The 26648-nt window shown below is 73.0% G+C and carries 17 protein-coding genes; 7 read left to right on the plus strand and 10 right to left on the minus strand.

Annotated features, from left to right (window positions below):
* Positions 1–139 precede the first annotated feature (139 nt).
* The 6 genes from OG519_RS31150 to ribB all read right to left on the minus strand — a co-directional run bounded on the left by OG519_RS31150 (position 140) and on the right by ribB (position 4188).
* On the minus strand, positions 140–286 hold the full coding sequence (locus OG519_RS31150) for a hypothetical protein (RefSeq protein ID WP_405590979.1): 147 nt from the start codon (positions 284–286) through the stop codon (positions 140–142).
* Position 287: 1 nt separating this feature from the next.
* Entirely contained in the window at positions 288–773 is a 486-nt protein-coding gene (locus OG519_RS31155) for a hypothetical protein (protein WP_405590982.1), read from the minus strand.
* Positions 773–1540, minus strand: a complete 768-nt coding sequence (locus OG519_RS31160; protein ID WP_405590985.1) for an SDR family NAD(P)-dependent oxidoreductase — start codon at positions 1538–1540, stop codon at positions 773–775. Before OG519_RS31160 ends, OG519_RS31155 begins: the two co-directional genes overlap by 1 nt.
* Positions 1537–2088, minus strand: coding sequence for a hypothetical protein (locus tag OG519_RS31165; protein ID WP_405590987.1), 552 nt, complete (start codon positions 2086–2088; stop codon positions 1537–1539). Before OG519_RS31165 ends, OG519_RS31160 begins: the two co-directional genes overlap by 4 nt.
* 46 nt (positions 2089–2134) lie before the next feature.
* The gene (locus OG519_RS31170) at positions 2135–3421 is read right to left on the minus strand and encodes a lysophospholipid acyltransferase family protein (RefSeq protein ID WP_405590990.1); all 1287 of its coding nucleotides are present in this window, start codon (positions 3419–3421) and stop codon (positions 2135–2137) included.
* A gap of 77 nt (positions 3422–3498) precedes the next feature.
* Positions 3499–4188 (minus strand): 3,4-dihydroxy-2-butanone-4-phosphate synthase, encoded by a 690-nt coding sequence (gene ribB / locus OG519_RS31175; RefSeq protein WP_405590993.1) that lies wholly within the window; start codon positions 4186–4188, stop codon positions 3499–3501.
* Positions 4189–4977: 789 nt separating this feature from the next.
* On the opposite strand from ribB, the gene OG519_RS31180 reads away from it, so the two are divergent.
* Complete coding sequence (locus tag OG519_RS31180; RefSeq protein ID WP_405590996.1) at positions 4978–5496, plus strand: MarR family winged helix-turn-helix transcriptional regulator; 519 nt, start codon at positions 4978–4980, stop codon at positions 5494–5496.
* A gap of 554 nt (positions 5497–6050) precedes the next feature.
* Here the strand turns inward: OG519_RS31180 and OG519_RS31185 are convergent.
* Together OG519_RS31185 and OG519_RS31190 are read right to left on the minus strand one after the other, a co-directional pair.
* On the minus strand, positions 6051–6527 hold the full coding sequence (locus tag OG519_RS31185; RefSeq protein ID WP_405590999.1) for a hypothetical protein: 477 nt from the start codon (positions 6525–6527) through the stop codon (positions 6051–6053).
* Positions 6528–6792: 265 nt separating this feature from the next.
* Entirely contained in the window at positions 6793–9072 is a 2280-nt protein-coding gene (locus OG519_RS31190; RefSeq protein WP_405591002.1) for an MMPL family transporter, read from the minus strand.
* A gap of 892 nt (positions 9073–9964) precedes the next feature.
* Here OG519_RS31190 and OG519_RS31195 point away from each other — a divergent pair.
* From OG519_RS31195 to OG519_RS31220, 6 genes are all read left to right on the plus strand, one after another.
* A complete protein-coding gene (locus OG519_RS31195) occupies positions 9965–11020 on the plus strand; it encodes a transposase domain-containing protein (protein WP_405591005.1) in 1056 nt (351 codons plus the stop codon).
* Between the two features lie 187 nt (positions 11021–11207).
* Positions 11208–12998, plus strand: coding sequence for a fatty acyl-AMP ligase (locus tag OG519_RS31200; protein ID WP_405591008.1), 1791 nt, complete (start codon positions 11208–11210; stop codon positions 12996–12998).
* On the plus strand, positions 12998–19009 hold the full coding sequence (locus OG519_RS31205) for an SDR family NAD(P)-dependent oxidoreductase (protein WP_405591010.1): 6012 nt from the start codon (positions 12998–13000) through the stop codon (positions 19007–19009). The genes OG519_RS31200 and OG519_RS31205 overlap by 1 nt, the downstream gene beginning before the upstream one ends.
* Entirely contained in the window at positions 19006–22092 is a 3087-nt protein-coding gene (locus OG519_RS31210; protein ID WP_405591013.1) for a type I polyketide synthase, read from the plus strand. Before OG519_RS31205 ends, OG519_RS31210 begins: the two co-directional genes overlap by 4 nt.
* A 62-nt stretch (positions 22093–22154) precedes the next feature.
* Positions 22155–22895, plus strand: a complete 741-nt coding sequence (locus OG519_RS31215) for a thioesterase II family protein (protein WP_405591015.1) — start codon at positions 22155–22157, stop codon at positions 22893–22895.
* Complete coding sequence (locus OG519_RS31220) at positions 22892–24061, plus strand: AfsA-related hotdog domain-containing protein (protein WP_405591017.1); 1170 nt, start codon at positions 22892–22894, stop codon at positions 24059–24061. The genes OG519_RS31215 and OG519_RS31220 overlap by 4 nt, the downstream gene beginning before the upstream one ends.
* Here the strand turns inward: OG519_RS31220 and OG519_RS31225 are convergent.
* Complete coding sequence (locus tag OG519_RS31225) at positions 24058–24783, minus strand: HAD family hydrolase (protein ID WP_405591020.1); 726 nt, start codon at positions 24781–24783, stop codon at positions 24058–24060. The two genes, OG519_RS31220 and OG519_RS31225, sit on opposite strands and share 4 nt — an antisense overlap.
* 82 nt (positions 24784–24865) lie before the next feature.
* Positions 24866–26182 (minus strand): FAD-dependent oxidoreductase, encoded by a 1317-nt coding sequence (locus OG519_RS31230; RefSeq protein WP_405591023.1) that lies wholly within the window; start codon positions 26180–26182, stop codon positions 24866–24868.
* Positions 26183–26648 lie beyond the last annotated feature (466 nt).

Consider the following 26648-nt stretch of genomic DNA (forward strand, 5'->3'; position numbering starts at 1 on the left):
CGGTTGTTTTGCCGGAACTGCTGGAACTGCTTGAACTGCGAGGGCTGCTGGGCTTGGTGGAATCCGTCGGAGGTGTGGGGGTTGTCGGGACGGTGGCTCGGGGATGGGGGTGTGCTGGGGGCCGTTGTCGCGTTCGTGGTCAGTCCAGTCCGCGGAAGATGTGGGGTTCTGCCGGGTCGCCGGCGAGGCGGGCGTGGTGCAGGGGGACCGGGTTGGACCAGGGTCCGGAGTCGGTCTCGCTCAGAGTGGTGGCGGGGGCGGGGTTGAGTGTCGCGGTGGTTTCCATGTCAGAGGGTCCTAGTGGTGGAGGCGCGGTTTTCGGCGCGTTGGGCGAGTCGGTTGAGGCGGAGCGAGGCGGCGCTGGCGAAGGCGGGTCGCAGCAGGCTGGTGAGGTTGCCGCGGTGTTCGACGGTGTGGCGGACGTGGGTGCCGTAGTTGTAGGGGCTGAGTTCCCAGAGCTGGTGCTCGGTGAAGCCGGGGACGTCCCACTGGGCTTCGATGCGGGTACCGATGATGCTGCGGAACTCGTAGTGGCCGAGGAGGCCGTCGCGGGTCTCGATGGGATAGGGGAGATTGGCGGTGGCGGTGGCGGGGGCGGTGATCGCGCGGAAGGCGGGGTTCCATTCCGGGATCGCGGACGGGTCCAGGAGGATCCTGCGGACGACGTGGACCGGGGCGTTGATGAGGATGCGTGAGGTGAGGGCGGGGGCGGCGGTCAGCGGGAGAGTGGCGGTCGGGGTCAGGGCCGGGCTGATGGTCGCGGTGGGGGACATCAGTACCTCATCCCCCCGTCGGTGCGGATGAGGGTCGCGTTGATGTAGTCGGCGGCGGCGGACGAGAGGAAGGCGATGGTGTCGGCGGTCTGCTGGGCCTCGCCGAGACCGAGCAGCGAGCGGTCGGCCATCCGGCGGCGCTGGGTGGGGGCGACGGCGGCGCCGAGTCCCGAGTTGAGGATGCCCGGGGCCACGGTGACGGTGCGGACGTTGTAGGAGGCGTATTCCTGGGAGACGGTCAGGGCCAGGCCGTGCAGGCCGGCCTTGGAGGAGGAGTAGGCGGCCTGGCCGGCGTTACCGGTGAGGGCGACGACGGAGGAGACGTAGATGATGCGGCCGTAGCGGGAGCGCATCATCGCCTTGAGGGCGTGCTTGGTGGTGACGAAGGCGCCGCGAAGGTTGACCCGCTGGACCTCGTCCCAGTCCTCGGTGGAGGTACGGACCAGGAGCTGGTCGCGGGCGACACCGGCGTTGTGGATGAGGACGTCGAGGTGGCCGAAACGGCGGGCTTCGGCGACCAGGGCGATGGCGGTCTCGTCGGTGGCGGCGTCCCCGGCGACCAGGCGCAGGCGGTCGCTGTACTTCTCGCTGAGGCGGCTGAGCTCCTCGGACGGGGAGCGGTGGTTGGCGACGACCAGGGCGCCCTGTTCCAGGAGGGTCTGGGTGGTGAGCAGCCCCAGGCCGCGGCCGGCGCCGGTGAGGACGACCACCCGACCCTCCAGCGTACCCGGAGGTGCCCAGGGGGTGTGGTCGATGGCGGCGGTCATGCGGTGGTCTCCAATACGGCGTCGTAGTCGAGTTCGGCGGTCAGGTCGGTGGTGAGCTGCGGGAAGAGGTGGTCGCTGACGGGAGAGAGGCGGTCGTCGGTGTAGGGGCGGACGGTGCGGCGGCGGGCGAAGCGGACGTTGCTGCCATGGGGTTGGGGTTCGGTTCCGGTGTCCTCCATCAGGAGCGGGGGCAACAGCAGGTCGGGGTAGTTGGACATGGTGCGGGTGGTGTCGCGCAGGAAGCGCAGACCGCGCTGGCGCAGGGGTTCGGGGAGCCAGTCGAGGGCGGGCAGATGGAGTTCGCTGAGGACACCGTCGCTGGTGAGGGTGATGCGCTCAATGAGTTCCGCGGGAATCTGGGCGGCTTCCTCGGTGTACATCGGGACGGTGGTGGATTCCTGCTCGACCATGACCAGCAGGTTTCCGCCGGAGGCGAGGTGGTCGAGGACCTCAGCGGCTTGCTGAGGAGTGGGCCACAGGGCTACGGGGGTGTAGGCGCTGGTCGACGAGGCGGACCAGACGAGCCGGCGGCTGCCATCGAATACCACCAGCGTGTTCCCGCACCGTAGGGTCGGCGACGAACTCATCGGGTTTTCACCTCGCAGGGATGGACGGGGTCGGGACGGTTGCAGGAGTAGGGACGTTGAGGACGTTGGAGGAACCGGTGGAACTGGACGAGTTGGAGGAACTGGCGGAGTTGGGGGCTTCGGGCGCGTCGAGGACGCTGGAGTCGGGGGCGGAGTCGGGGGCGGGGGTGTTGGTGAGCTTCTGGTAGAGGGCGGCGGCGCGTTGCCTGCGGTCGGCGGTGCGGGGGTCGGGGGCGGGGGTGCTGACGATGCGGGCGAGTTGTCTGGCGGCGGCGGCGGTGTCGCCGGCCGCGATGAGTGCTTCGGCGTGGGCCATGGGATAGCGGGTGTCGTGCGGTGCGATCCGGACCGTGTGGCCGAAGTGGGTGACCGCCTTCGAGGTGCGGCCGCCGAGGAGGCGGGGCGTCATGAGGTTCCAGCGGCCGAGGAGGTAGTGGGCCATCAGGTGGTCGGGGTGCTTTTCCACCACCCGCGCCGCGCCGCTGCGGACACGGGGCAGCAGGGCCAGGCGCAGCGGGACCGATGCGTCCATGGCGCGCAGACCGGTGAGGCGGGCGCGGGTGACGCGGACGTCGGCGTTGTCGGGGTCGAGTCTGGCGGCGAGGCTGAGGAGGGTGCGGGCCTGGTGGACCCGGAGGGCGGGGGGCTGGGTGTCGGTGTGGCTGAGCATGGTCTCGATGGTGGCCTCCGCCCGGTCGGCCAGCTGCTGCGCCGATGCGCGGTCGCGTTCGGCGGTCGGGTTGCGGGCGAGGTCGACGAGGTTCTCCAGGGCGGCCGCGGCGGACTGGGTGAGCGCGGCCACGCGGGCGGAACGGGACTGGGTGCTGTCCACCGCGAGCGGGGGTCCGAAGACCACCCGGGTGGTGGCGCGGCGGGGGAGGTTGGCCCCCTTGGGGAGGATGTGCTGGTTGCCCCACATGCCGACCGGGATGACCGGGATCTTGGAGCGGACCGCGAAGCGGAAGGCTCCGTCCTTGAGGGGGAGCAGCGGCCAGCCGGGGCCGCGCGTGCCTTCCGCGTAGACGACGAGGGTGCTGCCTTCCGCGAAGACGGTGTCGACCGCGGCGAGCAGTTCGCGGCTGGGCTGTTCGCGGTTGACGGGGATCCCGCCCATCGCGACGGTCCATCGGCTGCGCAGGGGGTGGACGAAGGATTCGGCCTTGGTCAGGTAGTAGGTGAAGGAGGGACGCAGCGCGTCCAGGATCGCGTCGAGGATGAAGTGGTCAGCGAAGCTGCTGTGGTTGGGGACGAGGATGAAGGGTCCGTCCGCCGGTATGTGCTGTGCTCCTTCCACACCGGCGAGGAACCGGTGCACGACTGCCGGACGAGTTACGGCAGCCGTGACACCGGCCATCAACCGGTTACTCCGAGTCACTTGCCCTCGGCGTTCTGACGGGCGGCGGCGTACTCCCGCAGCTTCTCGATGCTGGTGAGGACCAGGCCCTCGCGGCGGGCGAACTCCACCAGGTGCGGCAGCCGCGCCATGGTGCCGTCCTCGAGGATGATCTCGACGATCACACCGGAGGGCTCCAGGCCGGCGAAGCGGGCCAGGTCGACCGCCGCCTCGGTGTGGCCGGGGCGCTCCACCACGCCGCCCGGACGGGCGATCAGCGGGAAGATGTGGCCCGGACGCTGGATGTCGTCCGCGGTGCCCTTGACGACCAGCTCGATCGTCTTGGCACGGTCCCAGGTGGATATACCGGTGGTCACACCGTGGGCGAGGGTGCCATCGACGCTGACGGTGAACGCGGTGCCGTTGTGGTCCTCGTTGTACTCGAGCATGGGCGGCAGGTTCAGCTCCGCCGCGCGCTCCGGGGTGATCGAGACGCAGACCAGGCCACGGCCGTGGGTGATCATGTAGTTGATCGCGTCGGCGTCGGCGAACTCGGAGGCCACGATCAGGTCGCCCTCGTTCTCGCGGTCCTCGTCGTCAACGACCACGATGAGCTCGCCGCGGCCGATCGCGGCCACGGCGGCCTCGGCCTCGTCCAGGACGATGGGGAGAGCGGCCTCGCCCTCGGCGTTGGCGGTGGAAGCGTTGTCCAGGGGCTGCACGGTCATGGGAGGGTCCTTTTCTCGGTGTTCTCGGTGTGCGCTCTTTGGGGTGTGCGGTTCGGTCGGTACGGGTTGGTCGGATTCGACCGGTGTATCCGCATCGATGCTTCAGCACCGATGCCTCATCATGCATGTCACGTCATCGGTGACGCAACACTGTTTGGCCGCTTTCTCGAAAGTGAGCGGAAACTCTCCGCTTGGGCGGCGGGTTTCAGATGTGCCGTCGATCATGGGATGAGCAGGTGGGCGCCGGTCGGCGGGTGTTGTGCCCGGCGGCGGGGCGGTGGCGGCCGGCTCGGGAATGTTGTGGCCGGAGTGGCGCGGTGGGCGTATCGCGGCGCTCGTCCGGCGGACGGGGTGTCAGGGCGGGGCGCTCCGGGGCGGATTCACTCCGGGGCGCCCCGCGGTCCGAGCGGTGGGCGTCCGGGGGCCGGCGAGTTGCCCGCCGGCTGGTGACCCGTCACACATGTCTCCGGCGGCCCATAGGTCCGTGTGTCCCCGCGCCCGGGTGTCCGGGGCGCCCGCCGACGGGGTGTCCGGTGGGCGTTCGCCGCAGGTGGGGCGGCCTGCGGCGGGGTGTCGCCGCCGGGCGGACGGCACGCGCGGAGGGGGAGTCGCGCTCGGCGACGGCAAGGTCTCGAATGAGCCTTACCTATGGCGCATCATCGAATGATGCTTCATGGATGTTGTATCATCGAAACGAATGCCTCACCATGAACTGAACACACGGACCCATGTGTCACCCCGCGCACCCGCATCCGTCCACCTCGCCACCTGCAAAGAGAGGTCTTCGACATGACAACCTTCCAGGCCGTAGTCGACGCGCCACCGGGTGAGGGGCAGCTCCCCGCGCGCAGCCAGGACGACACGGAGCTGCGTTACCTGGTGCTCGCCGCCCAGCGGGAGGGAGCCAGGTACATGGCAGGCCTGCTCAAGCCGCTCAGCCTGACCCCGGCGCAGGCGGAGATCCTGCTGGTGCTTTCGCAGCGTGCCCCGCTCACCCTCGCGGAGGTGGGCCGTCTCATAGTCTGCGAGAGCCACAGCCCCAGCCGGATCGTCGACACGCTCGTCAAGCGCGGACTTGTCAACCGGGAATCCGGCCAGATCGACCGCCGGGTCGTCTACTTGGGTTTGTCCCCGCTGGGTGAGGAACTGCTTCCCCAACTGCGGGAGATCGATCGGGGGGTGGACGCGATGATCGCCTCCAGACTGGGCTCGGACGAGAAGGGTGTAATGATTCGTGCATTGCGCAAGATCATTGATGGTTCTGCCAGCGGGACCGCGCTCACGGTCCGCTTCCCCCGCCACAGCTAGGCCGTACGGCGGCCCCCGACACGGCGGCGGGCAGCGTTACGGAAACCGACTGGCGGCACGCCGCCGGTGAGGCGCCACTCCCTCGGGTGTGGCGCCTTTGGCATGCCGTCAGGAGCCCACAGGGGCGCCCCGGCGCCACGGATTCCAGCACATCACTTGGTGGCAGCGCCGGTTCTGGCAGCGCCCCTCGATTGACGCCCCTGTGCGGTGATTCGCCGCGCCCTGCTCGCCGAACGTGCCGTCCACCGGATTCCGCGTGCCTCCGCCCGCGGCGGGCTCTGACCCACTTGCCGCCGGCCGCCCCGCGGCGGGCTCCCGCGCGAGCGCCGGCCCGGCGCCGCAGACGGCTGCCCGGCCCTCGACCAGCGATCCCGCTTCTGCCCGTGCACCGGAGAGCCGCGGACCGCGCTCAGCGAGCGGGGCCTCGACGCGCTCGGTCCCGGGCACGGGAACGCGGCGGCCGGTGTGCCTGGGGAAGGCACACCGGCCGGTGGTCGGTTGCGACAGGGGAGCGGAAGGCGGGCTGGGGGTGGGGAATCGGACGGGGCCTCCGTTCAGATCCGCCGTGCGATGGGCACCTGGACGAGGTGGCCGGGCAGCGGGCGCGGATAGGTGAGGTTGGCGCTCGATCCGCTGCGCTCCACCGCGTTGCGCGCCGAGATGAGCAGCGCGATGGTCTGCGCCCGGGTCCGGGAGGGCGAGTCGTTCCACGCGCAGAACAACTCCCAGTCGTCGAAGGGGGCTTTGCGGTCGGGGTCGATCCGGTCCCGCAGCAGCGACAGCGCCTGCCGGGAAACCTGGTCGGGCAGCTCCGCGTGCCCGGTGGCCGCCCATTGGAGCGCGCCGCCGAGGCTGGCGGCCTCGGGATCATGTGAGTTGCCCACGTAATGCAACTCCGCGCCGCGGCACCAGCCGCGCTCGGCGATCAGCGCAGCGCTGCGCTGGAAGACGTCCCGGAGCTGGTGCGCGGGCGCCGGCCCGGCGGGGGCGGGGGCGGGGGCGGGGGCGAGGTCCATGGTCATCGTCGTCATGGGAGGTCAGCACTTTCCGGGGGTGGGGGCGGGGACGGGGGCAGGGGCGAGGCGGGGGAAGTGCGGCCGAACTGCGGGGAGGTGCGGGGAGGTGCTGGTAAGCGTTCCGCCGTCCGCCCGTTGAGAGCGGCGGGCCGGACGGCGGAACGCTGTGCGCTGTGCGGGTTCTGCGGGTTCTGCGGGTGCTGCGGGTCTGGCGTGTGGTGCGGGTCCTGCGGGTCTTCCGAGCTGTCCCGGCGGTTCCTGATCGGCGGGGGCGGCCGGTTCAGCTCACCCCGGCTGTGTGCGGCGGGGAGACGGGGAGCTCCGCCTCGTCCGCCTGGTCGGTGCCGGCCGGCGTGGGCTCGGCGGAGACGGCGCCGTGGGTGGTGCCGGGGCGGTGGCCCCAGATGCGGTCGCCGATGAGCAGGAGCGCGGCGGGCATGAGCAGCCGGCGGATGACGATCGCGTCGAGGATGACGGCGGCCGCGAGGCTGATGCCGAGTTCACGGACGATGCTGATCTGGGCGCTGGTGAAGGAGATGAAGACCGCGACCATGATGGCCGCCGCGCCGTTGACCAGACCCGCGGTACGGGCCAGGCCGCCCAGGACCGCCTCGCGGTGCGAGGTGCCCTCCTGGTACATCTCCCGCATCCGGCCGAACATGATGACCATGTAGTCCATGCTCAGACCGAACATCACCGCGAAGAGCATCAGCGGCGTCACGCTGTTGATCGAGTGGTCGGAGTTGCCGGAGACCAGGGCGAGGAAGCCGAGGCTGGCGCCGACGACCAGGATGTTGAAGCCGAGGGCGAGCAGCGGCAGCAGCGCCGAGCGGAAGGCGTAGAAGAGGAGCAGGAAGCTCAGCAGGGCGACCGTCAGGACCACCAGCGGGACCGAGTGCAGCACGAGGCTGTCGAAGTCCGAACCGGTCGCGGTGGCGCCGGCGAGTTCGGCGGAGACGCCGGGAGCGGTGACGTCCTTGACGTGGCTGCGCAGTTGGCTGACGAGGTGGTGGGCCGAGGCGCTGTCGGGGTCATCGGCGGCGACGACCACGACGCGGGTGACGAACTGGTCGCCGCTGCGGGTCCACACCTGGCCGAGTGCGGCCTTGGCCGCCGGGCTCAGGCCGGCGCCGCCGTCGGCGAGGGTCTGCGGCAGGGAGGCCGCGGGCAGGCCCAGCGTGGTGACCGCGGTCACTCCGTCGGAGCCCTTGGCGCTCTTGGCGTAGTCGGTGACGGACGCGGCGGTCTTGAGCAGCGAGGCCGCGTTCTTGGGGTCCTTGGCGTCGGCGGTGAGTACGACCGTCACCGGGAACATGGCCCGGACGCCGATGTCCTGCTTGACGCGCTCCATGCCGACCCGGGCGCTGTCGCCGGAGGGCAGGATGTCGGCGCTGGCGACCGGCACCCGCAGCGTCAACTGCGCGGCGGGGGAGGCCAGTCCGATGAAGGCGATCAGCAGGCCGACCAGGATCAGTCCGGGCCGCTTGGTGATGGCACCGCTCTTGGTGGGCTTGGGCGCCGCGTCCGCCGCGGCGCCCTGGGCGGCGTTCTTGCCGCGGCGCTTCAGGGTGCCCCAGTTGATGCGGTCGCCCAGCAGCTTGAGGACGGCGGGCAGCAGGCTCATGGCGATGGCGACGGCGACCACCGCGACGGCGACACCGCCCAGCGCGATGCTGGTGAAGGACATGGCGCGCGGGATGAACAGGGCGGACAGGGCGACCACGACGGCCACACCGCTGAAGAGCACCGAGTGGCCGACGGTCTTCATCGAGCGCTCGAGCGCGGCGTCCACACCGCGACCCAGGGCGAGTTCCTCACGGAAGCGCTTGATGATGAAGAGCGAGTAGTCCACCGCGACGGCCAGGCCGACCATGGAGACGATGTTGGCGAAGAGGCTGTTGACGTCGGTGAACTGGGTGAAGCCGTAGCCGATGGCCTGGGTGGACGCCAGCGTCACACCGGCCATGACCAGCGGCACCGCCATCGCGGCGACCGAGCGGAAGACCAGCAGCAGCACCACGAAGAGCACCGGGAAGGCGATCATCTCGGCCCGGGTGACGTCTTCCTTGGAGTGCACGTTCAGCGCGTAGTCCAGGGCCGGGGCGCCGGTCACGTCGACCTCGACGCTCTTGCCCACCTTCTTCTGGACGTCCTTCTCCACGTCCGGCACCAGGTTCTGCACCGTGGTGTTGTCACTGGTGAAGCCGACCTGGAGGAAGGTGGTCCGGCCGTCCTTGGACAGCCACTCCGGGTGCGTCCGGAAGTCGGTGATCTCCGACACTCCGGAACGCCGCGCCGCCGCGCGCGCCTCGTCGACCGTGCCGCGCACCGCGCCGGCCTTGTCGTGCAGGACGACCAGCAGCGAGTTGGGCGCCTCCTTGAAGGCGGTCTCCAGTGTGTGCTGGGCGTGCACCGACTCACCGCGCGGGTTGGAGAAGCCACCCGCCTTCAGCGCGCCTTCGAGCTGGAGGGCGAACGGTGCCGCAACGAAGAGCAGCAATAACCATACGGCGATGACCCGTTTGGGCCGGGCGATCGAGAAGGCGGTCAGTTTGTTCATCTCTGCTCCTGGGGATCAGGCCCTGCGTGCGGTGAGGGCGGGGACTGCTCGGGACTGCTCGGGACTGCTGAGAGCTCTGCTGGGTACTTAAGAGTCGTTTGGTGACGCCACATTGATGTCTCAGTATCGATGTCTCATCATGCATCACGTGACATCGATGACGCAACACCTTTTGGGTCCACTTCACGCCAATCACTCCTCACCGGCCCCTCCAGCCCCGCCCCGGCCCTTCCCGCGCAGGTCACGTCCGCGGCTGCGCACCGGCGTTGGCCGAAGACCGCTCCACCGGCCCGCCGGGCGAGGAGGGGTGACACGGTTTCTGCCGTTTGCCCGCACCGCCGTCTATGGCGCGCGGACGTCGTACGCCTGTCGGATGGCTGAGTACGGAGCCCGCCCGGCGGAGTCCGTATCGCGCGTCCGGCGGACTCGGGTAGCTTTCCGGGCGTAGCGCCGGTCCCGGCCACCGCGCCGTGACCCGCGGCCCCAAGGTCACCGCGACCGCGCGACCGCGCGGCCGGGCCGTCCGGCGCGCCGCACCCGTATCGCCGGCCACGCGCACGGCCAAGAAGCGACAGATTCGGCCGCACATCTTTGTGACAGGCGCGGGTTGATCCGGAACTCGTCCCAGCGCAATGCTCATTAGTGCTCTGAGGTGCCGCACGGGGAGATGAGGATCGCGACCTCCGCCCGTCGTGCGACCCGACTCCGACTCCGGGTCCGCGTCGGCACAGCTCAGGCAACGCCACCGCGGTCTCGTATTCGATCCCGAATTCGCCGTCAATTCACCGCGCCACCGCGCGGCGGCCGAGGCGGATCACGAGGTTCGCGCGCTTTACGAAAGGCACGCGCGGTACACGGTTCACAGGGTCCACGAGGTTCACGGGGTTGACGTATGCGCGGATGTGAGGCACGGCTGTCCGACCGGCTCGCGGTCCAGATGCTGATCCGGGCCTACCCGCCGGAGCTGGTGGAACGCGCCATCCGCGCCACCGGCAGGGCCGGGTTCCGCAACCGCCTGCTGCCGCCGAGGATCGTCGTCTACTTCGTGCTGGCGATGAGCCTGTTCGAGGACCAGAGCTACGAGCACGTCTCCTCCCAACTCGCCCAGGGCCTGGCCATGTCCGGCCTCCGGCAGGGCGCCGAACTGGCCACCACGCCGTCCACCGCGGCGATCTCCCGCGCCCGGGCCCGGCTGGGCACCGAGCCGCTCAAGGCGCTCTTCGCCGAAGCCGTCACCGCCTCCCCGGCCAGGGCCGCGGACCGCTCCGGCGCCCGCTACCGGCGCTGGCGGCTGCGCATCATGGACGGGGACCTGGCGGTGGTGCCGCACAGCAGGAGCAACGCCATCGCCTACAGCGCCCCGGGTGGCGCCAACCGTCCCGCGGCGCCCAGCGCGAGGGTCTCGGTGCTGGCGGAGAACGGCAGTTCACATCTGCTGGCCGCCGATGTCTCGCCGGCCGACGACTTCCCGAGATCCCCGGTGGAGCACCTGACCCGGACGCTCGGCCCCGGCGATCTGCTGCTCGCCGACGGCGACTACGCCCGCCCGGCCCTGTGGCGTACGGCCGCCGCCACCCGGGCCGATCTGCTCTGGAGCGTGCCGGAGTCGGTGACTTTGCCCGCGGGGGAGGCACAGCGGGACGGCTCGAGGCTATGCGTGCTGCGCGGCGGCTCGCGGACGGCCGAGGGGCTGGTCCGGGTGCTCGACCCCGCTCGTCCCGGCGGCGGTGAACTGATCACCACGCTGCTCGACTGCGACAGCGCGCCGGCCGACGAGCTGCGCGCGGTGCACGCCGGGCGGTGGAACCTCAAGCAGGACGACGTGCTGCGCGACCGGGTGACCCTGCCGCTCAGGTCGCGTTCCCCGGAGATGGTCGAGCAGGAGATCTGGGGCCACCTGCTGATCTGCTCCGCAATTCGGCGACTGGCCAATACCGGGATCGCTTAAGTCACCGCCGTTGCCCGCGCACTGTTTCGATAAAGCATGGCGTGACGTGCCGACGGGAAATACATCCGGTGCACGGGCCCGCGCCTCACGCACCGGAAAACCGTTGACCGCCGTACCGCCCGTAGCTAAAGTGCGCGAAGCTGCACCGGCCGCCCGGGCGCGTGAACGCCTCACAAGGAGCGGGAAATTGCAGACGTCATTGAAAAGCCCGACGATCTCGGTCCTCCTGTCCGAAAATGCCCGGCTTCGCGGTGACGGCACCGCGTTCACCGTCCTCGCCGACGGACACGAAGAGTCGGACGTGCTCACCCACGGCCGGCTCGACCGGGAAGCCCGCGCCATCGCCGCCCGGCTCCAGCGCTCCGCCCGGCCGGGGGACCGGGCGCTCGTCCTCGCCGCCGACGCGGGGCACTTCATCCGGGCGTTCATGGCCTGCCAGTACGCAGGCGTCATCGCGGTCCCGGTCGCGCCGCCGCTCCCGCTGAACAACGCGCGCCAGGCCGCGACCCTGCGGGCCATCGCCCAGGACTGCTCGGCCGCTTTCGTGCTGAGCGGCAGTACCACCCCGGTACGCGAGCCGCTCCGGCGGTTCGCACCCGAAGTGGCCGGACTCGGGTGGATCGACGTCGACACGGTGCCGCCCGGGGAGGCGGCCGACTTCCGCGCGCCGTCCGTGGAGCCCGAGGACATCGCGTTCCTCCAGTACACCTCCGGATCGACCTCCCTGCCCAAGGGTGTGATGGTCAGTCACCGCGCGCTGCTGCGCAACGAGGAGATGTTCGTCGCCATCATGGGCACCACCGAGGACGACGTGCTGGTCTCCTGGCTGCCGCTCTTCCACGACATGGGACTGATCGGCATGGTCCTGCACGCGACCTATCTCGGGGCGCACCTGGTCGTCATGCCGCCGCTCGCCTTCGTCCAGCGGCCCTCCCGCTGGCTGCGGGCGATGACCCGCTACCGCGGCACAGTCTCCGGCGCCCCCAACTTCGCGCTCGACCTGTGCCTGCGCCGTATCCCCGAGGAGGACCGGGCCGCCTTCGACCTGAGCGCCTGGAAGGTCCTCTTCACCGGCGCCGAGCCGATCAGGCCGGCCACCGTGGCCGCCTTCGCCGCCGCCTTCGCCCCGCGGGGGCTGGTCCCCGAGGCGATGCAACCCGCCTACGGACTGGCGGAGGCCACCCTGATCACCTGCGGCGCTGTCAGGGAGCGGCCGCCGATCACCCTGGACGTCGACCACGAGGCGCTGCGCGCCGGCCGCGCGGTTCCCGGCGGTGACTACCGGATGATCGGCGTCGGCAAGCCGCGGCTGAGCCGGGAGATCCTCGTCGTCGACCCCGACACCCGGCTGGCCCGCCCGGCGGGCACGGTGGGCGAGATCTGGCAGACCGGCGCGGACGTGCCGCTCGGTTACTGGGGGAGACCCGAGGAGACCCGGGAGACCTTCGGGGCCCGGCTCGCGGACACCGGCGCCGGACCGTACCTGCGCACCGGGGACCTCGGGGTGCTCCACGAGGGCGAGCTCTACGTCGTCGGCCGGCTGAAGGACATCGTCATCGTCGGCGGCCGCAACCACTATCCGCAGGACATCGAGGCGACCGCGGAGGCGGCCCACCCCTGGGTGCGGCCCGGCTTCTGCGCCGCCTTCGCGGTGGAGCGCGACGACCGCGAGCAGGTCGTCCTCGTCGCCGAGACCCGCCGCCCGCTCGGCACCTGGGGCGCGGGGACCGGCGGGGAGACGGGCGCGGGGGACGGGGCGCCGCCGCCGACACTGGCCGAGATCACCCGCCGGATCAGGGCAGCGGTGGCGGTCGAGCACGGCATCCAGCTCGACGACGTACTGCTGGTGGCGCCGGCCGCCGTGCCGCGGACCACAAGCGGAAAGATCAAGCGCCGCGCGTGCCGGAGCGCCTACGAGAACGGTGAGTTCGCGCTCGCCGCCGAACCCGGCAGCCGGGCCCTCGGAGGACGGGTGTGATGGACCGCCAGCAGCGCACCGCCGACTGGCTCGTCCAGCGCCTCGCCGCTCTGCTCGACCTGCCGGCCGCCGAGATCCCGGTCGACGTCCCCTTCGCCGGCCTCGGCCTCTCCTCGCTCCAGGCCGTGGAACTCTCCGACCACCTCCAGCGGTGGGCCGGCGTCGAGTTGTCCCCCACCGCCGCCTACGACTACCCGTCGATCGCCGACATCGCCGGGCATGTGGCGGCGCTGGCCGGACCTGACGCCCCGGACACCGCGGACCGGCCGGCCGGAACGGCCCGTCCCCACCGGCCGGACGAATCCGGGGAAGCGGGGGCCGCCACCCCGCACGCCGGCACGCGATCGGTGAACGAGCCGGTGGGGCCGGTCCCCATCGCGGTCGTCGGCATCGGCTGCCGCCTCCCCGGTGCCCGTGGTCCCGCGGAGTTCTGGGAGCTGCTCACCCACCGGGTCGACGCGATCGGCGAGGTGCCCGCCGGACGCTGGGACGCCGCCGCCTTCTACGACCCGGACCCCGCCGTACCCGGGAAGATGAACACCCGCTGGGGCGGCTTCCTCGACGACATCGAGGGATTCGACGCCGAGTTCCACGGCATATCGGCGCGCGAGGCCGCGCGGATGGACCCACAGCAGCGGCTCGCCCTCGAAGTCGCATGGGAGGCGCTGGAGGACGCCGGCATCCCGGCCGACGCGCTGGCCGGCTCGCCGACCGGGGTCTTCATGGGCGTCTCCAGCTTCGACCACGCGACCGCGTTGTGGTCGTCGATGCGGGACATCCAGCCCTACGACGGCACCGGCGGCGCGCTGAGCATCGTCGCCAACCGGCTGTCGTACGCCTTCAATCTGCGCGGCCCCAGCCTGGTGGTGGACACCGCCTGCTCCTCCTCCCTGGTCGCGATCCAGCTGGCCTGTCAGGCGCTGCGCTCCGGCGAGGCCGATCTCGCGCTGGCGGGCGGGGTGAACGTCGTCACCAGCCCCCGGATCGGCCTCAGTTTCAGCGCCGGCGGCCTGACGGCACCCGACGGCCGGTGCAAGCCCTTCGACCAGCGGGCCGACGGTTACGTCCGCAGCGAGGGTGTCGGGGTGGTGGTCCTCAAGCCGCTGCCGCGGGCGACCGCCGACGGGGACCGCGTCTACGCGGTGATCCTCGGCGGCGCCGTCAACCAGGACGGCAGGACCAACGGGCTGACCGCGCCCAACGGCTTCGCGCAGGAGGCCGTGCTGACCGCCGCCTGCCGGGCGGCCGGGGTGCCGGGCAGCGCCGTCGGGTACGTCGAGGCGCACGGCACCGGCACCGCGGTCGGCGACCCGATCGAAGTCGCCGCGCTGGCCCGGGTGCTGGCCGGCGGCAGGACCGACGGCGACGAACTGCGCGTCGGGTCCGTCAAGTCCAACGTGGGCCACCTGGAGGCCGCCGCGGGCGTGACCGGGCTGATCAAGACGGCGCTGTCGCTGCACCATCGGGTGATTCCGCCGACCGTCCACTTCGACACGCCCAACCCGCTGCTCGGCCTGGACCGCGTCCCGGTACGGATCGTCGCGCGGAACGAGGACTGGCCGGTCGGCCCGGACGGCGAGCCCGCCCCGGCCGGGGTCAGCTCCTTCGGCTTCGGCGGCACCAACGCCCATCTGCTGCTCGCGGCGGCGCCCGCGGACCGGGCGCGCCACGAGGAGCGGTCGCCGGGGATCGGACTGCCCCTGCTCGTGCCGGTCTCCGCCCGCTCAGGACCGGCCCTGCGGCGCCGCGCCGCCGCCTGGTCGGTCAGGGCCCTGGCCGAGGCCGACGACGCGGCCTGGCCGGCCAGGGCGGCGTCGGCGGCCGCTCTGCGCATGGACCATCTCCCGCACCGGGCCGCCGTGGTGGGCCGCGACGCCGCCGAACTCGCCGCCGGCTTCGGCTCCTTGGCGGCGGGGGAACAGGCGCCCGGCGTGGCCGGCCCCCGCGAGGCCCGCCGCGAGCCCAAGGTGGCCCTCGTCATCCCCGGCCAGGGATCGCAGTGGCCGGGGATGTGTCAGCGGCTCGCCGCGACCCTGCCCGTCTTCCGGGACGCGGTGCGGGCCGCGGACGCGGCCGTGGCACGCCATCTGGGCCGCTCGCTGTGGAGCGACGAACACGGGCTGGTGGTCGAGGGGACGGCGGAGGTCCAGCCGTCGCTGTTCGTGACGCAGGTGGCCCTGGCCGCCACCTGGCGCTCGTGGGGGCTGCGGTTCGACGGTGTCGTCGGGCACAGCATGGGGGAGATCGCCGCCGCACACGTGGCCGGCGCGCTCTCGCTCGCCGACGCGGCCCGGATCGTCTGCGAGCGCAGCCGGCTGCTCACCGAGCTGACCGGTCTCGGCGGCCTCGCCCTGGTGGAACTCGGCGCGGACGACGCGGCAGCGCTGGTCGAAGGCCGCGAGCGGGAACTGTCCGTGGCGGCGGTCAACGGCCCGCGGGCCACCGTGCTCTCCGGTACGCCGGACGCGCTCGACGGCGTGCTCGCCCGGCTCGCGGAGAGCGGGGTGTTCGGGCGCCGGATCGCGGTCGAGTTCGCGGCGCACAGCCCGCAGGTCGAGCCGCTGCAACCACGGCTGCGCGCCGCCCTGGCCGGGCTGCGGCCCGGCGCGACCGACGTCGCGCTGTACTCCACCGTCACCGCGGCACCGATCCCCGGCACCGAACTCGGGCCCGACTACTGGGTGAAGAACGTACGGGCCCCGGTCCGGTTCGGGCCCGCGCTCGGCCGGCTGCTCGACGACGGCTTCGACACGTTCGTGGAGATCGGGCCGCACCCGGTGCTGGCCCGCCCGGTGGCGGAGTACCTGGCCGACCGGGGGCGCGACGACGGCCTCGTGGTCTCCTCGCTGCGCCGCGGTGAGGACGAGGCGCGGTGCATGCTCGAAGCGCTGGGCACGCTGTACACCGCGGGCGCTTCGGTCGACTGGCGGGCCCTGCACCCGGGCGGCAGCGCGCACACCCCGCTGCCGCCCCACGGCTGGCGGCACCAGCACTATCCGCTGGCCCGGCCGACCGGCCAAGCCGCCGTCACCACGGCCCAAGCCGCCGCCACCGCTTCCGCCGCCGCCATGCCCGACGCGCCCGCGTACGGGTCGGGCGACAGCCTGCTCGGCGCCAGGATCCCGGTCGGCGTCGCGCCGGAACTGCGGCTGTGGGACCTGCCGATCAGCCTGGCCACCCGGCCGGAACTGGCGGACCACGAGGTCGAGGGGACCCCGGTCGTACCGGGCACGTACTGGTTGACGGCGGCGCTCCAGGCGGCGGCCGAAGCCTTCGACGGCGCACCGGTCGCGCTGCGTGAGGTGGCCTTCAAGCGCCCCCGCCCGCTGGCGGCGGACCAGCCGCCCGCTCTCCAACTGGGGCTGCGGCCCGAGCCCGGCGGCCGGCGGTTCGCGATCACGTCGGGCACGCCGACGGGCGCGAGCCATCCGCACGCCGAAGGCTCGGTCGTCCGACTCGCCGCCGACGCGGACCGACCCGCGTCGGAGAGACCGCACCTGGCCGCGACGCGCTGTGTCACCGAGGTGTCCGTCGACGGGCTCTACGAGCGGCTGGCCCGGGCCGGGCTGCGGTACGGCCCGGCCTTCCGCGCGCTGACCCGGCTCACCGTAGCTCCCGGTGAGGCGTTGGCCCGGATCCAGCTCCCCGACGGCCTGTCCCGGGGCACCGAAGGACCGCACCCGGCACTGCTCGACTCCTGCCTGCACACGATCGCCGCCGCCGCCGACGCGGCCCACGACGGCGAACTCCCGCTTCCGGTCGGCGCCGACGAGGTCAGGTCGCACCGGGAGGGCGCGCCGCTGCTCACCGGCTGGTGCCATGTCCGGGTCCGGGAGGGGGACAGCGTGGACGACGGGGACGACGGGGACGACGGGGACGACGGGGAGGCCAGTGAGGACGGGGCCCGGGGCCCGGGAACCGCCGGCGGGCGGAACGAGGCGGGCGACCGCCAGGTCGTCGCCGATGTCCTGGTGAGCGACGACGACGGTTCGCCCGTCTGGTCGGCCACCGGCTTCCGGGTCACGATCGCGGCTGCCCGCCGTCGTCCGGAGGACGGCGGCATCTACGACGTGCGCTGGGAGGAGTGGCTGCCGGGGCCCCGGACCCAGGGCAGCGGGAGTTGGCTGCTGCTGACCCACGACGACGCTCTGGTGGGCGCGTTGGCGGCCGCCCTGGTGCCCACCGGTGACCGGGTGCTGGCCCTCTCCCCACCCGCCGGCGCGGACGCCGCGACGCTGACCGCGCTGCTCGACATCGCCGAGGCGACCTTCGGCCGGGTGCCGAGCGGGGTGATCGACGCCCGGGCGGCCATGCCGGCACCGGCCCGGGAGCTGGGCGAGTCGCTGCGGACCGGCCCCCGCGACGCGCTGCTGCTGGCCCAGGCGGTGACCGGCCGCGCCTGGCGGGGTACGGCGCCGCGGCTGTGGCTGCTCACCACCGGTACGCAGGCGGCGGCCGGGCCCGCCGACCCCGACTGCCCGGCAGGCGGCGCGCTCTGGGGCCTCGGCCGCACCATGGCCAATGAGTTCCCCGCACAGGGCTGCACCCTGGTGGACCTCGATCCGGCCGCACGCGGCTTCGGCGCCGACCGGCTGCCCGCGATCCTGCGCTCCGAACAACCGCCCAGCCAGGTCGCCCTGCGGGGGGCGGCCGTGCTCACCCCCGTCCTGGCCGAGGTGCCGCGCGGCCGGCTGATCGCGCGCTCGCCCGCGCTGCGCCCCGACCGTACCTATGTGGTGACCGGCGGACTCGGCGCGCTCGGGGTGCGGGTGGCCGGCTGGCTCACCGAGCGCGGCGCCCGGCACCTGCTGCTGCTGGGCCGCGGCGAGCCGTCCGCCCGGTCCGCCGCCCGGCTCGCCGCGCTGACCACGGCGGGCTGCGACGTCCGTGTCGTCCGGGTCGACGTCTCCGACCGCGAGCACCTGCGGGACGCGCTCGGGACCGCCGACCCCAGCCGCCCGATCGGCGGTGTGCTGCACCTGGCCGGTGTGCTGCGCGACGCGCTGCTGCCCGACGTGGACGTGGCCGCCATGGCGCAGACGGCCGCGGGCAAGTCGCTCGGCGCCTGGCATCTGCACGAACTGACCAGGGACCAGCCGATCGAGTTCTTCGTCCTGTTCTCCTCCCTGGCCGGCCTGATCGGATCGCCCGGCCAGGCCGCCTACGCCGCCGCCAACACCTTCCTCGACGCCCTGGCCCGGCACCGCGCCGCCCTCGGCCTGCCGGGGCAGAGCCTGGCCTGGGGACCGTGGGCCGGGGTCAGCCTGGCCGCGGCGGACGGGGAGACCGACCGGCTCGCGGCGCGCGGTCTGCCCCCACTCGACCCCGCCACGGGGATCGGCCTTCTGGAGGAGGCGATGCGGTGCGGCGCCCCCCAACTGGCGGTGTCCGCCTTCGCGTCGGCCGAACTGGGCGGGGCCGCGGCCTGGCCGGCCGCCCGCCAACTGCTGGCCCCCCTGCTCGCCCCCGCGACGGGTGGCGTAGCCGGCGGAACCGGCCCCGCCCGGCCCGGCGCGCTGCGCGCCGAACTCCTCGCACTGGCGTCGGACGCCGACCGGCGGCACACCTTGCGGGTCTTCGTGACCGAGCAGATCCGTCAGGTGCTCGGCGCGCGGGCCACCGTCATCCAGCCGGACGTGCCCTTCCAGACGCTCGGCTTCGACTCGCTGATGGCGATCGAGCTGCGCGGCCGGCTGGAGCCGGCCCTGGCCACCCGGCTCTCGGCGACCCTCGTCTACGCCCACCCCACCATCGACGAACTGACCGACCGGCTGCTGCTCTCCCTGCTGCCGTCGGACCCGCGGAACCCGCCGCCCGCGCGGCAGCCCGCCGCCGTGGACCAGACGCCGCCGGACGACCTGGCCGGTGAACTGGCCGCGCTGGACGACGCCGGAGTCACCGCGCTGCTCGCCGCCGAACTCGACACGTTCGACTCATCCGATGTACCCGATATCCCAGCCCCGCCCGACATACCCGCCGTACCCGACCCGCACGGACAGGAGGAGGAATGAACACCACCGCCGTGACCGACCAGCGGCGTCTGCTGGAGCAGGCGGTGCGGCAACTACGGGAGGCCAAGGCCCGATTGGCCGAGGCCGGACGCGGCCACCACGAACCGCTGGCCGTCATCGGCGCGGCGGTCCGCGCGCCCGGCGGCGTCACCGACCTCGACTCGCTCTGGGACGTGCTCAGTTCCGGCACCGACACGGTGAAGCCCTGGCCGGGGACCACCGACGGACGCCGGGACGCGGTGCCCGACACCGGCCGCTGGGCCGGACTCCTCGACCAGGTCGACCAGTTCGACGCCGGGTTCTTCGGCATCGCCGGCGACGAGGCCGACCACATGGACCCGCAGCAGCGCCTCGTCCTGGAGGCGGCGTGGGAGGCCGTCGAGGACGCTGGGGTGCCCGTCGAGCGACTCCGGGAGCGCCCCACCGGGGTCTTCCTCGGCCTGTACGGGGCGGACTACCTGACGATGCAGCTCTCCGGACAGGCCGGCATCACCGCCTACACCGCGCCCGGCGGCGCGCACAGCATCGCCGCCAACCGGCTGTCGTTCCTGCTCGACCTGCACGGTCCGAGCCTGGTGGTGGACACCGCGTGCTCCTCCTCGCTGGTCGCCCTGCACCTGGCGACCCGCGCGCTGCGGGCCGGCGAGTGCGACCTGGCCCTGGTCGGCGGGGTCAACGTGGTGCTCTGCGAGCCGATGATGGCCGCGACCGAGAAGGTGCTGCCCATGGCCTCGTCGGGACGCTGCCGTACCTTCGACGCCTCGGCGGACGGCATCGTGCGCTCCGAGGGCTGCGGGGTGCTGCTGCTGGAACGGCTCTCCGACGCCAAGGCCGCCGGCCGCCGGATCCGGGCCCTGGTCCGCGGCTCGGCGGTGAACCACAACGGCCGCACCAACGGCCTGACCGCGCCCAGCCCCCGGGCCCAGGCCGAGCTGCTGCGCCAGGCACTGGCCGACGGCGCCGTCGATCCGCACGAGGTGGTGTACGTGGAGGCGCACGGGACCGGTACCCGGCTCGGCGACCCCATCGAGATCGAGGCGATCCGCGAGGTCTACGGCGCGGGTGACCTGCCCTGCGCGGTCGGCTCGGTGAAGACCAACTTCGGCCACCAGGAGGCGGCCGCGGGCATCGTCGGCCTGCTCAAGGCGATGCTCGTGGTCAACGACGGCCGGGTGCCGCCCAGTTTGCACCTCGACCGGCTCAGCCCGGAGATCGATCTCGCCGGCTCCCGGCTGGTGATCCCCACCACGTTGCGGGAACTCCCCTCAGGGGGACGGCGGCTGGCCGCGGTGAGCTCCTTCGGTTTCGGCGGCACCAACGCGCATGTCGTCCTCGAAGCGGCGCCCGCGCCGCGCGCCGCCGCGCCCCCGCCCACCGGGAGCAGGCCCCGCCGACTGCTGCTGCCGCTGTCCGCCCGCGACACCGCGGCGCTCGGGGAGCTGGCCGACCGGTACGCCAAACGCCTGGAGGGCGCGGACCACACCGCGGCCGCGGATCTCTGCGCGGCTGCCGCCCTCGGCCGCAGCCACCACCCGTACCGGATCTGCGTGGGAGCCGACACACCGGCCGCGCTGGCCGCCGAACTGAGGGCCGCCAGAACCGAGTTCGTCCGCCCGCTGCCCTCGGGCGGCCGGATCGCCTTCGTGTTCAGCGGCCAGGGCACCCAGTGGACCGGGATGGGCTGCCAACTCCTCGCCACCGAGCCGGTGGTGCTCGCCGAGGCCGAGGAGTGCGACGCGATCGTCCGTGAACTCGCCGGCTGGTCGGTGCTCGACGAGCTCCGGCTGACGGCAGGCCGCGGCAGGTTCCACGAGACCGAGGTGGCCCAGGTCTGCATCGCCGTACTGCAACTCGGACTCGCGGCCCTGTGGCGCTCCTGGGGAGTGGAACCGGCCGCCGTGACCGGACACAGCATGGGCGAGGTCGTCGCGGCGTGCGTCGCCGGGAACCTCGACCGCCGGCAGGCGCTCGGCCTGCTCATCACCCGCGCCCGGATCGCCGAGAGCGCCGCGGGCGGCGCGATGGCCGACGTGGCCCTGCCCGCGGCCGAGGTGGCGGCCATCGTCGCCTCGGTCGGCGGCCGGCTGGCCGCGGCGGCCGTCAACGGACCGCGCTCCACCGTGGTCGCCGGCGATCCGGACCGGGTCGCGCGGGCCGAGGCGGCCGCCGCCGCCCGCGGCGCCAAGACCCGCAGGCTGCCCGTCGGCTACGCCTTCCACAGCCCGCTGCTCGACGGCGGCGCCACCGAACTGGCCGCCGCGCTGGCCACGTTGAGACCACGCCTCGGCGGACTGCCGCAGTACTCGACCGTCACCGGTGACCGGGTCGGCGCCGCCGAACTCGGCCCCGAGCACTGGGGCCGCAACCTGCGGGAACCGGTCCTGTTCAGCAGCGCGGTGGCCGCCCTGGCCCGGGACGGCAGCACCGTCTTCGTGGAGATCGGCCCGCATCCCGTCCTCGTACGCGACATCCACGCCACCCTGGAGCACACCGCGGCCCGGCCCACGGTGGTGGGCAGTCTGCGCCGCGACAAGCCCGCACGGGAGGTCCTGGACGGCGCGCTCGCCGACCTCTACCACGCGGGAGTGGACATCCGGTGGGACGCGGTGGTCGGCCGCCCCACACGCCATATCCCCCTTCCCGGCTACCCCTGGCAGCGCCGGCGGTACTGGCTCGCCTCCCGGCAGGACCGGCAGGACCGGCCGGCCGGAGCCGCCCCCACCGCCGCGCCGCCCGCGTCCGAGCAGCGGCTCGGGCCGTATCTCCCCACCCCCGACGCGGATGTGGAGCGGACCCTGGTGGCCTATGTCCGTGCTCATGTGGCCCGCGCCTTGGGCCTCGGCGACCCCTCGCTGGTGGCGGCGGACGCCACCCTCGACTCGCTGGGCCTCAACTCCCTGACAGTGGTGGAGCTGAAGAACGGCATCGAGCGCGACCTCGGCCTCAAGGTACCGCTCCAGTCGCTGCTCGACGGGGACAGTCCGGCCGCCCTCGCCCGGGCCGTGACCAGGGGCGTACGGGCACAAGCGGAGCAGGCGGCGGCGGACACGGGCGCGTCCGCGGACCTTGACGGCGCCGCATGAACCCCGGCGAACGCGCCACGGACCCGGCTCGGCCCGCCGGTCAGGCGGCCCGGGCCCGAACGGTGACCCAGTCCGCGGAGCGGGTCACCCGCGCCGTCCACCAGCCACGGGCCGCGGTACGGCTGGTGTGCTTCGCCCACTCGGGCGCACCCTCGGGGGCCTTCTACCGCTGGGCGTATCCGCTGGCGCCGGACATCGAGGTGTGGAACGCCATCCTGCCGGGACGCGTGCCCCAGCAGGGGGAGCCCTTCGCGACCGACTGGGCGGCCCTCGTCGCCGAGTTCGCCGAGGCGATCTCCGAAACGGTGCCGCGGCCGTACGCGCTGCTCGGCCAGAGCCTCGGCTCGGCCGTCGCCTTTGAGGTGACCCGGGTCCTCCAGGCACGGGGCAAGCCGCCGGTCCACCTCTTCGCCGCGGCCGGCGCCGCGCCCGACCTCAGGGCCTCGCCCCCGGTGCCCGCCGGGGACGCCGACCTGATCGACCTGGTCGAGCGGTACTACGACGGCATCCCGGCGGCCGTTCTGGCGGTGCCCGAGATCATTGAGCACTTCCTGCCGATCCTGCGCGCCGACCTGGAACTCGCGGCCGGCTACCGCTTTCGCCCGGGACCGCCGCTCCGGCTCCCGGTCACCGCCTTCGCCGGCGACCGGGACGTGTCCGTGCCGCCCGGCACGCTGTCGGCGTGGCAGCGGCACACCACCGACGACTGCGAGACCCACCGGCTGAGCGGCGGGCACTTCAGCCTGGCCGACCATCTGGACGCGGCTCTGTCGGTGATCCGGCGGCGGCTGGTCGGGGAATGACCGCGGCGGGCGTGACGCCGACCAGCACCTCCGCCGCGGCGATCGACCAGCGGTCCCCGGCCGCGAACCACCGCCGGCGCATCCGCCGGCGCCACCACCGGGCCTGCCGGACGGGCCGGACGGGCCGGACGACCGACCGTACGGAAGGGCAGGACGCCATGACCGCGATCCACTCCAGCGGGGTCGAGCTGGGCTTCGAGCAGACCGTCCCCCGGGCGACGGCCCACCGCCGGGCCGTCGGCGAGGTCTTCGTCACCGACTCGGCCCGGCTGTCCGACGACGAGTTCCTGCTGGCCTGGCAGATCCCCAGGGCGCACAGCCTGTGGGGCGACCGCACCGTCCCCCACCACGACCCCTTCTCCATCGCGGAGGCGGCCCGGCAGGGCTCCTTCGTGGTCGTCCACCGCTATCTGGACATTCCGCTCGACCTGCCCTTCACCCTGCGCAGGTTCGACTTCCGGGTCGGCGCGCTCGAGCCGTTCCGGGACGACGGGCGCGCCCCGTTGCAGGGGCTGCTGCGCTACCGGATCAGCGACCGTGAATTCCGGGGCGGCGAGCTGGGCACCATGACGCTCACCGGCACGCTGGAGATCGGCGGCGCACCGGTGATGACCGTCAGCGGCGACACCGTCTTCCTCTCCCGGGCCGACTACGAGGCCCTGCGGGCCTTCCAGCGGGCCCGCAAGCACCTCGCCGACATCCCGCCGTGGAAGCCCGCGGCGCCGGTGGACCCGGCGGCGGTGGGGCGGCGCGACCGCCGCAACGTCGTCGTCGGCGAACCGACGGAACCGGCGGAACCGGTGGTCCTGGCGGAACCGGTGGCCCCGGCCGGTCAGGTCCGCTACCCGCTGGTGATCGACCGCGCGCACCCGTCCTACTTCGACCACGACTACGACCATGTGCCCGGCCCCTTCATCGTCGAGGGATTCCGGCAGACGGCGCTGCTGTCCGCGACGGCTGAGGGCGCGCTGCTCTCGCCGGTCGCCGCGATGACCGGGCTGAGGACCACGTTCAGCGGTTACGGCGAGTTCGAGGGGCCGCTGGAGTACGTGGCCGAGCCCGCCGTTCGCCGGCCGGGAGCGGTCGAAGTCCGGGTCGGACTGCGCCAGTTCGGCACGGAGATCGCCGAGGGCCGGATCGAGCTCAGCCCGTACCCCTACGCCTAGGGCAGCGACTCGGCTTCGGTCCCGGCGTCGCTTCCGGTCCCGGGCTCCGGCTCAGGCGACGCCAGACACGACGCGGCCAGGCCCGGCAGGCCCAGCAGTTCCCCCAGCTCGGGCAGGCCCTGCCCGGCGCTCCTGAAGTCCACCGCCCGCCAGCCCGCCGTACGGGCCGCCGCGCAGTTCGCCGCCAGGTCGTCGACCAGTACGCAGTCGGCCGGCTCGGCCCGCGCCACGGCCTCGGCCAGCCGGTAGATCTCGGGCTGCGGCTTGCGCAGGCCGACCACGCTGGAGTCGACGACGAAGTCCAGCGGGCCGGCCGGCTCGATCATCCGCCGCCAGTACGGCTCCCACTCGCGGACGTTGTTGGACAGCACACCGACCCGGTGGCCGGCCGTCCGCACCGCGCTCACCGCGCGGAGCATGGCGGGGTCGGCCCGCACCCCGGCGAACCACTGCTCGCCGAAGGACTCCCACCGGGCCCGCGACAGGTCCACACCGGCCCCGGCCAGCGCGGCGGCGATCCGGCGCCCCCAAGCGGCCTCGGTGGTCCGGCCCGTCTCCAGCGCGGCCATGGCGTGCTCGCCCGACTCCCGGCTCACCACCCGGAAGGCCTCCTGGAGTTGGCCGGGGCCGATGCCGGTCCTGCGTTCGTAGCCGGCGAACAACTCGTGCTGGGGCGGCGACAGAACACCGCCGAAGTCGAACCAGATCACGGGCAGCGGCACGGGTCGTCCCTCCTCGGGCGCGCGGGCGCCGTCCGCACGGAACCGAACATCCGGCAGCAGGGCAGGAGCGGGGCCCGCGCCGTCATCCCTTCAGCGCCCGGGCCACGATCTCCGGGCGCATCAGCGTCGACGGCGGGTCGACCAGCCCGGCGACGCGCAGGAACGCGCGGGACAGCACGGGGTCCGTGGCCGCCGCCCGCTGGAGCCGGGGTATGTAGGCGTTGCCCATCCTGGTGGCGATCGTCCGCCGGCCCTCGGCCTGCGGGAACGCCAGGTCGTAGCCGCCGGACAGCGCCCACGGCACGTCCACGGCCCTGCCCAGCCGTCGTTGGAGCTGCGCGGTCCGCGCGCCCCCGTGGCGTTCGAGATGCTCGCGCAGCAGGTCGGCCTCGATCGCCCCCACCGTCATGCCCTGGCCGTAGGTGGGGTTGAAGGTGCAGAGGGAGTCGCCCAGGGCCACCACCCCCTCGGGCAGGCGCTTCATCCGCTCGTAGTGGAACCGGACGCTGGCCGGGAAGTGGTAGAAGATCGGCGGCCCGGTCGGCTCCGCCGTGACGATGCCGCGGTGGATCCCGGGCACCGGCAGCGACGCGACGAAATCGAGGAACGCGCCGTGCTCACGCGGCGGATGGTCCCCGCGCAGCCCGGTCAGCACCAGGGCGTGGGTGCCCGGCAGCCGTCCCATCGTCGCGCCGCGCGGTGACTGCGGGCTGGCCACCGCCAGGATGCCGATGTCCTCGCCGAGCGGGTTGAAGTCGGGGAACTTTTCGTAGTACCGGGTGGTGTAGCCGAGCCCCACCTTGATCAGCTCCCGGGCCACCTCCGGATAGCCCAGCTCGCTCAGCCAGACCGGAAGCCGGGTCCCGCGTCCCGCGGCGTCGATCACCAGGTCGCCCGTCAGTTCGGCGACTCCGTCCGCCTCCGACGCCCGGTGCACCCGCACCCCCGTGACGCGGGTACGCGAGGCGTCCGACAGCAGCCCCGTCACCTCGGTCGAGTCCAGTATCCGCACCCCGGGGATGGCCGCCACCCGCCGGCGGATCCGCTGTTCGAGCAGCAGGCGGCCCGCCGCGACGCAGATCATGTCGGTGTGGGTCCTGCGCAGCATCGTCGCGCCGAAATACCAGCGCAGACTGGTGCCGAAGTCCCCGACCGGGGCTCCGGCCAGCGCCAGTTCGTCCATCAGGCCGGGGAAGAGCCGGTCGAGGATCTGCTGGCCGCGCGCCAGCAGCGCGTGGATGTGCTGGTCCTGCGGGGTTCCCTTGCGATGGGTCGCCTCGTCGCCCAGTTGATCGCGCTCGACGATGGTGACGTTCGGGTAGAAGTCCGACAGCACCCGGGCCGCCAGCAGGCCGGCGGCGCTGCCGCCCACCACGATCGCGTGTTCTCCAGCAGACACCTGTGTGCTCCAATCGCTGGGTACGACACGGCGGGAGAAAGGAGAAAAGCGACGCGGGAATTCCCGCCCGCCGGCCAAGGCAGCCGACCGGTCGGCAGGGGTCGCCCGCGTTCAGCAAGGGCCGTCCTGGGGCGGATATCCCCCGAAACGGGATTGTGCCACGCCGATCCACCGGCCGGTAGCGCCGAGAACCGCCGGCCTGCCGCGATGAACAGGGCCGACCAGCGCATTCCGTGTCCCGGTCGGCAGCGGTGCCGGTGACTTAAGCCGGGTTCGGCCCGGATATCCGACCACGTTTCCGTATCCCGCCGACCGCTGCCCATAGGGCCCCCGGGTCCGTACGGCGGGGCCGCCCACCTGAATCGGCCGCGCATCGGTCCTTCGGCCGGCGGGTCGACCCGTCCGTCAATCGGTCCTTAAATCAGCAGCTTTCTCGGTAACAGCGCGCCGAGTAGCATGACCGCCG

This window comes from Streptomyces sp. NBC_01190 (genome assembly GCF_045039895.1).
Taxonomy (GTDB): Bacteria; Actinomycetota; Actinomycetes; order Streptomycetales; family Streptomycetaceae; genus Actinacidiphila.

Excerpts from the sequence above, each read along its gene's own strand:
- OG519_RS31150 (WP_405590979.1), bottom strand. The coding sequence starts at position 286 with ATGGAAACCACCGCGACACTCAACCCCGCCCCCGCCACCACTCTGAGC.
- OG519_RS31155 (WP_405590982.1), bottom strand. The coding sequence starts at position 773 with ATGTCCCCCACCGCGACCATCAGCCCGGCCCTGACCCCGACCGCCACT.
- OG519_RS31160 (WP_405590985.1), bottom strand. The coding sequence starts at position 1,540 with ATGACCGCCGCCATCGACCACACCCCCTGGGCACCTCCGGGTACGCTG.
- ribB (WP_405590993.1), bottom strand. The coding sequence starts at position 4,188 with ATGACCGTGCAGCCCCTGGACAACGCTTCCACCGCCAACGCCGAGGGC.
- OG519_RS31180 (WP_405590996.1), top strand. The coding sequence starts at position 4,978 with ATGACAACCTTCCAGGCCGTAGTCGACGCGCCACCGGGTGAGGGGCAG.
- OG519_RS31185 (WP_405590999.1), bottom strand. The coding sequence starts at position 6,527 with ATGACGACGATGACCATGGACCTCGCCCCCGCCCCCGCCCCCGCCCCC.
- OG519_RS31190 (WP_405591002.1), bottom strand. The coding sequence starts at position 9,072 with ATGAACAAACTGACCGCCTTCTCGATCGCCCGGCCCAAACGGGTCATC.
- OG519_RS31195 (WP_405591005.1), top strand. The coding sequence starts at position 9,965 with ATGCGCGGATGTGAGGCACGGCTGTCCGACCGGCTCGCGGTCCAGATG.
- OG519_RS31205 (WP_405591010.1), top strand. The coding sequence starts at position 12,998 with ATGGACCGCCAGCAGCGCACCGCCGACTGGCTCGTCCAGCGCCTCGCC.
- OG519_RS31210 (WP_405591013.1), top strand. The coding sequence starts at position 19,006 with ATGAACACCACCGCCGTGACCGACCAGCGGCGTCTGCTGGAGCAGGCG.
- OG519_RS31220 (WP_405591017.1), top strand. The coding sequence starts at position 22,892 with ATGACCGCGGCGGGCGTGACGCCGACCAGCACCTCCGCCGCGGCGATC.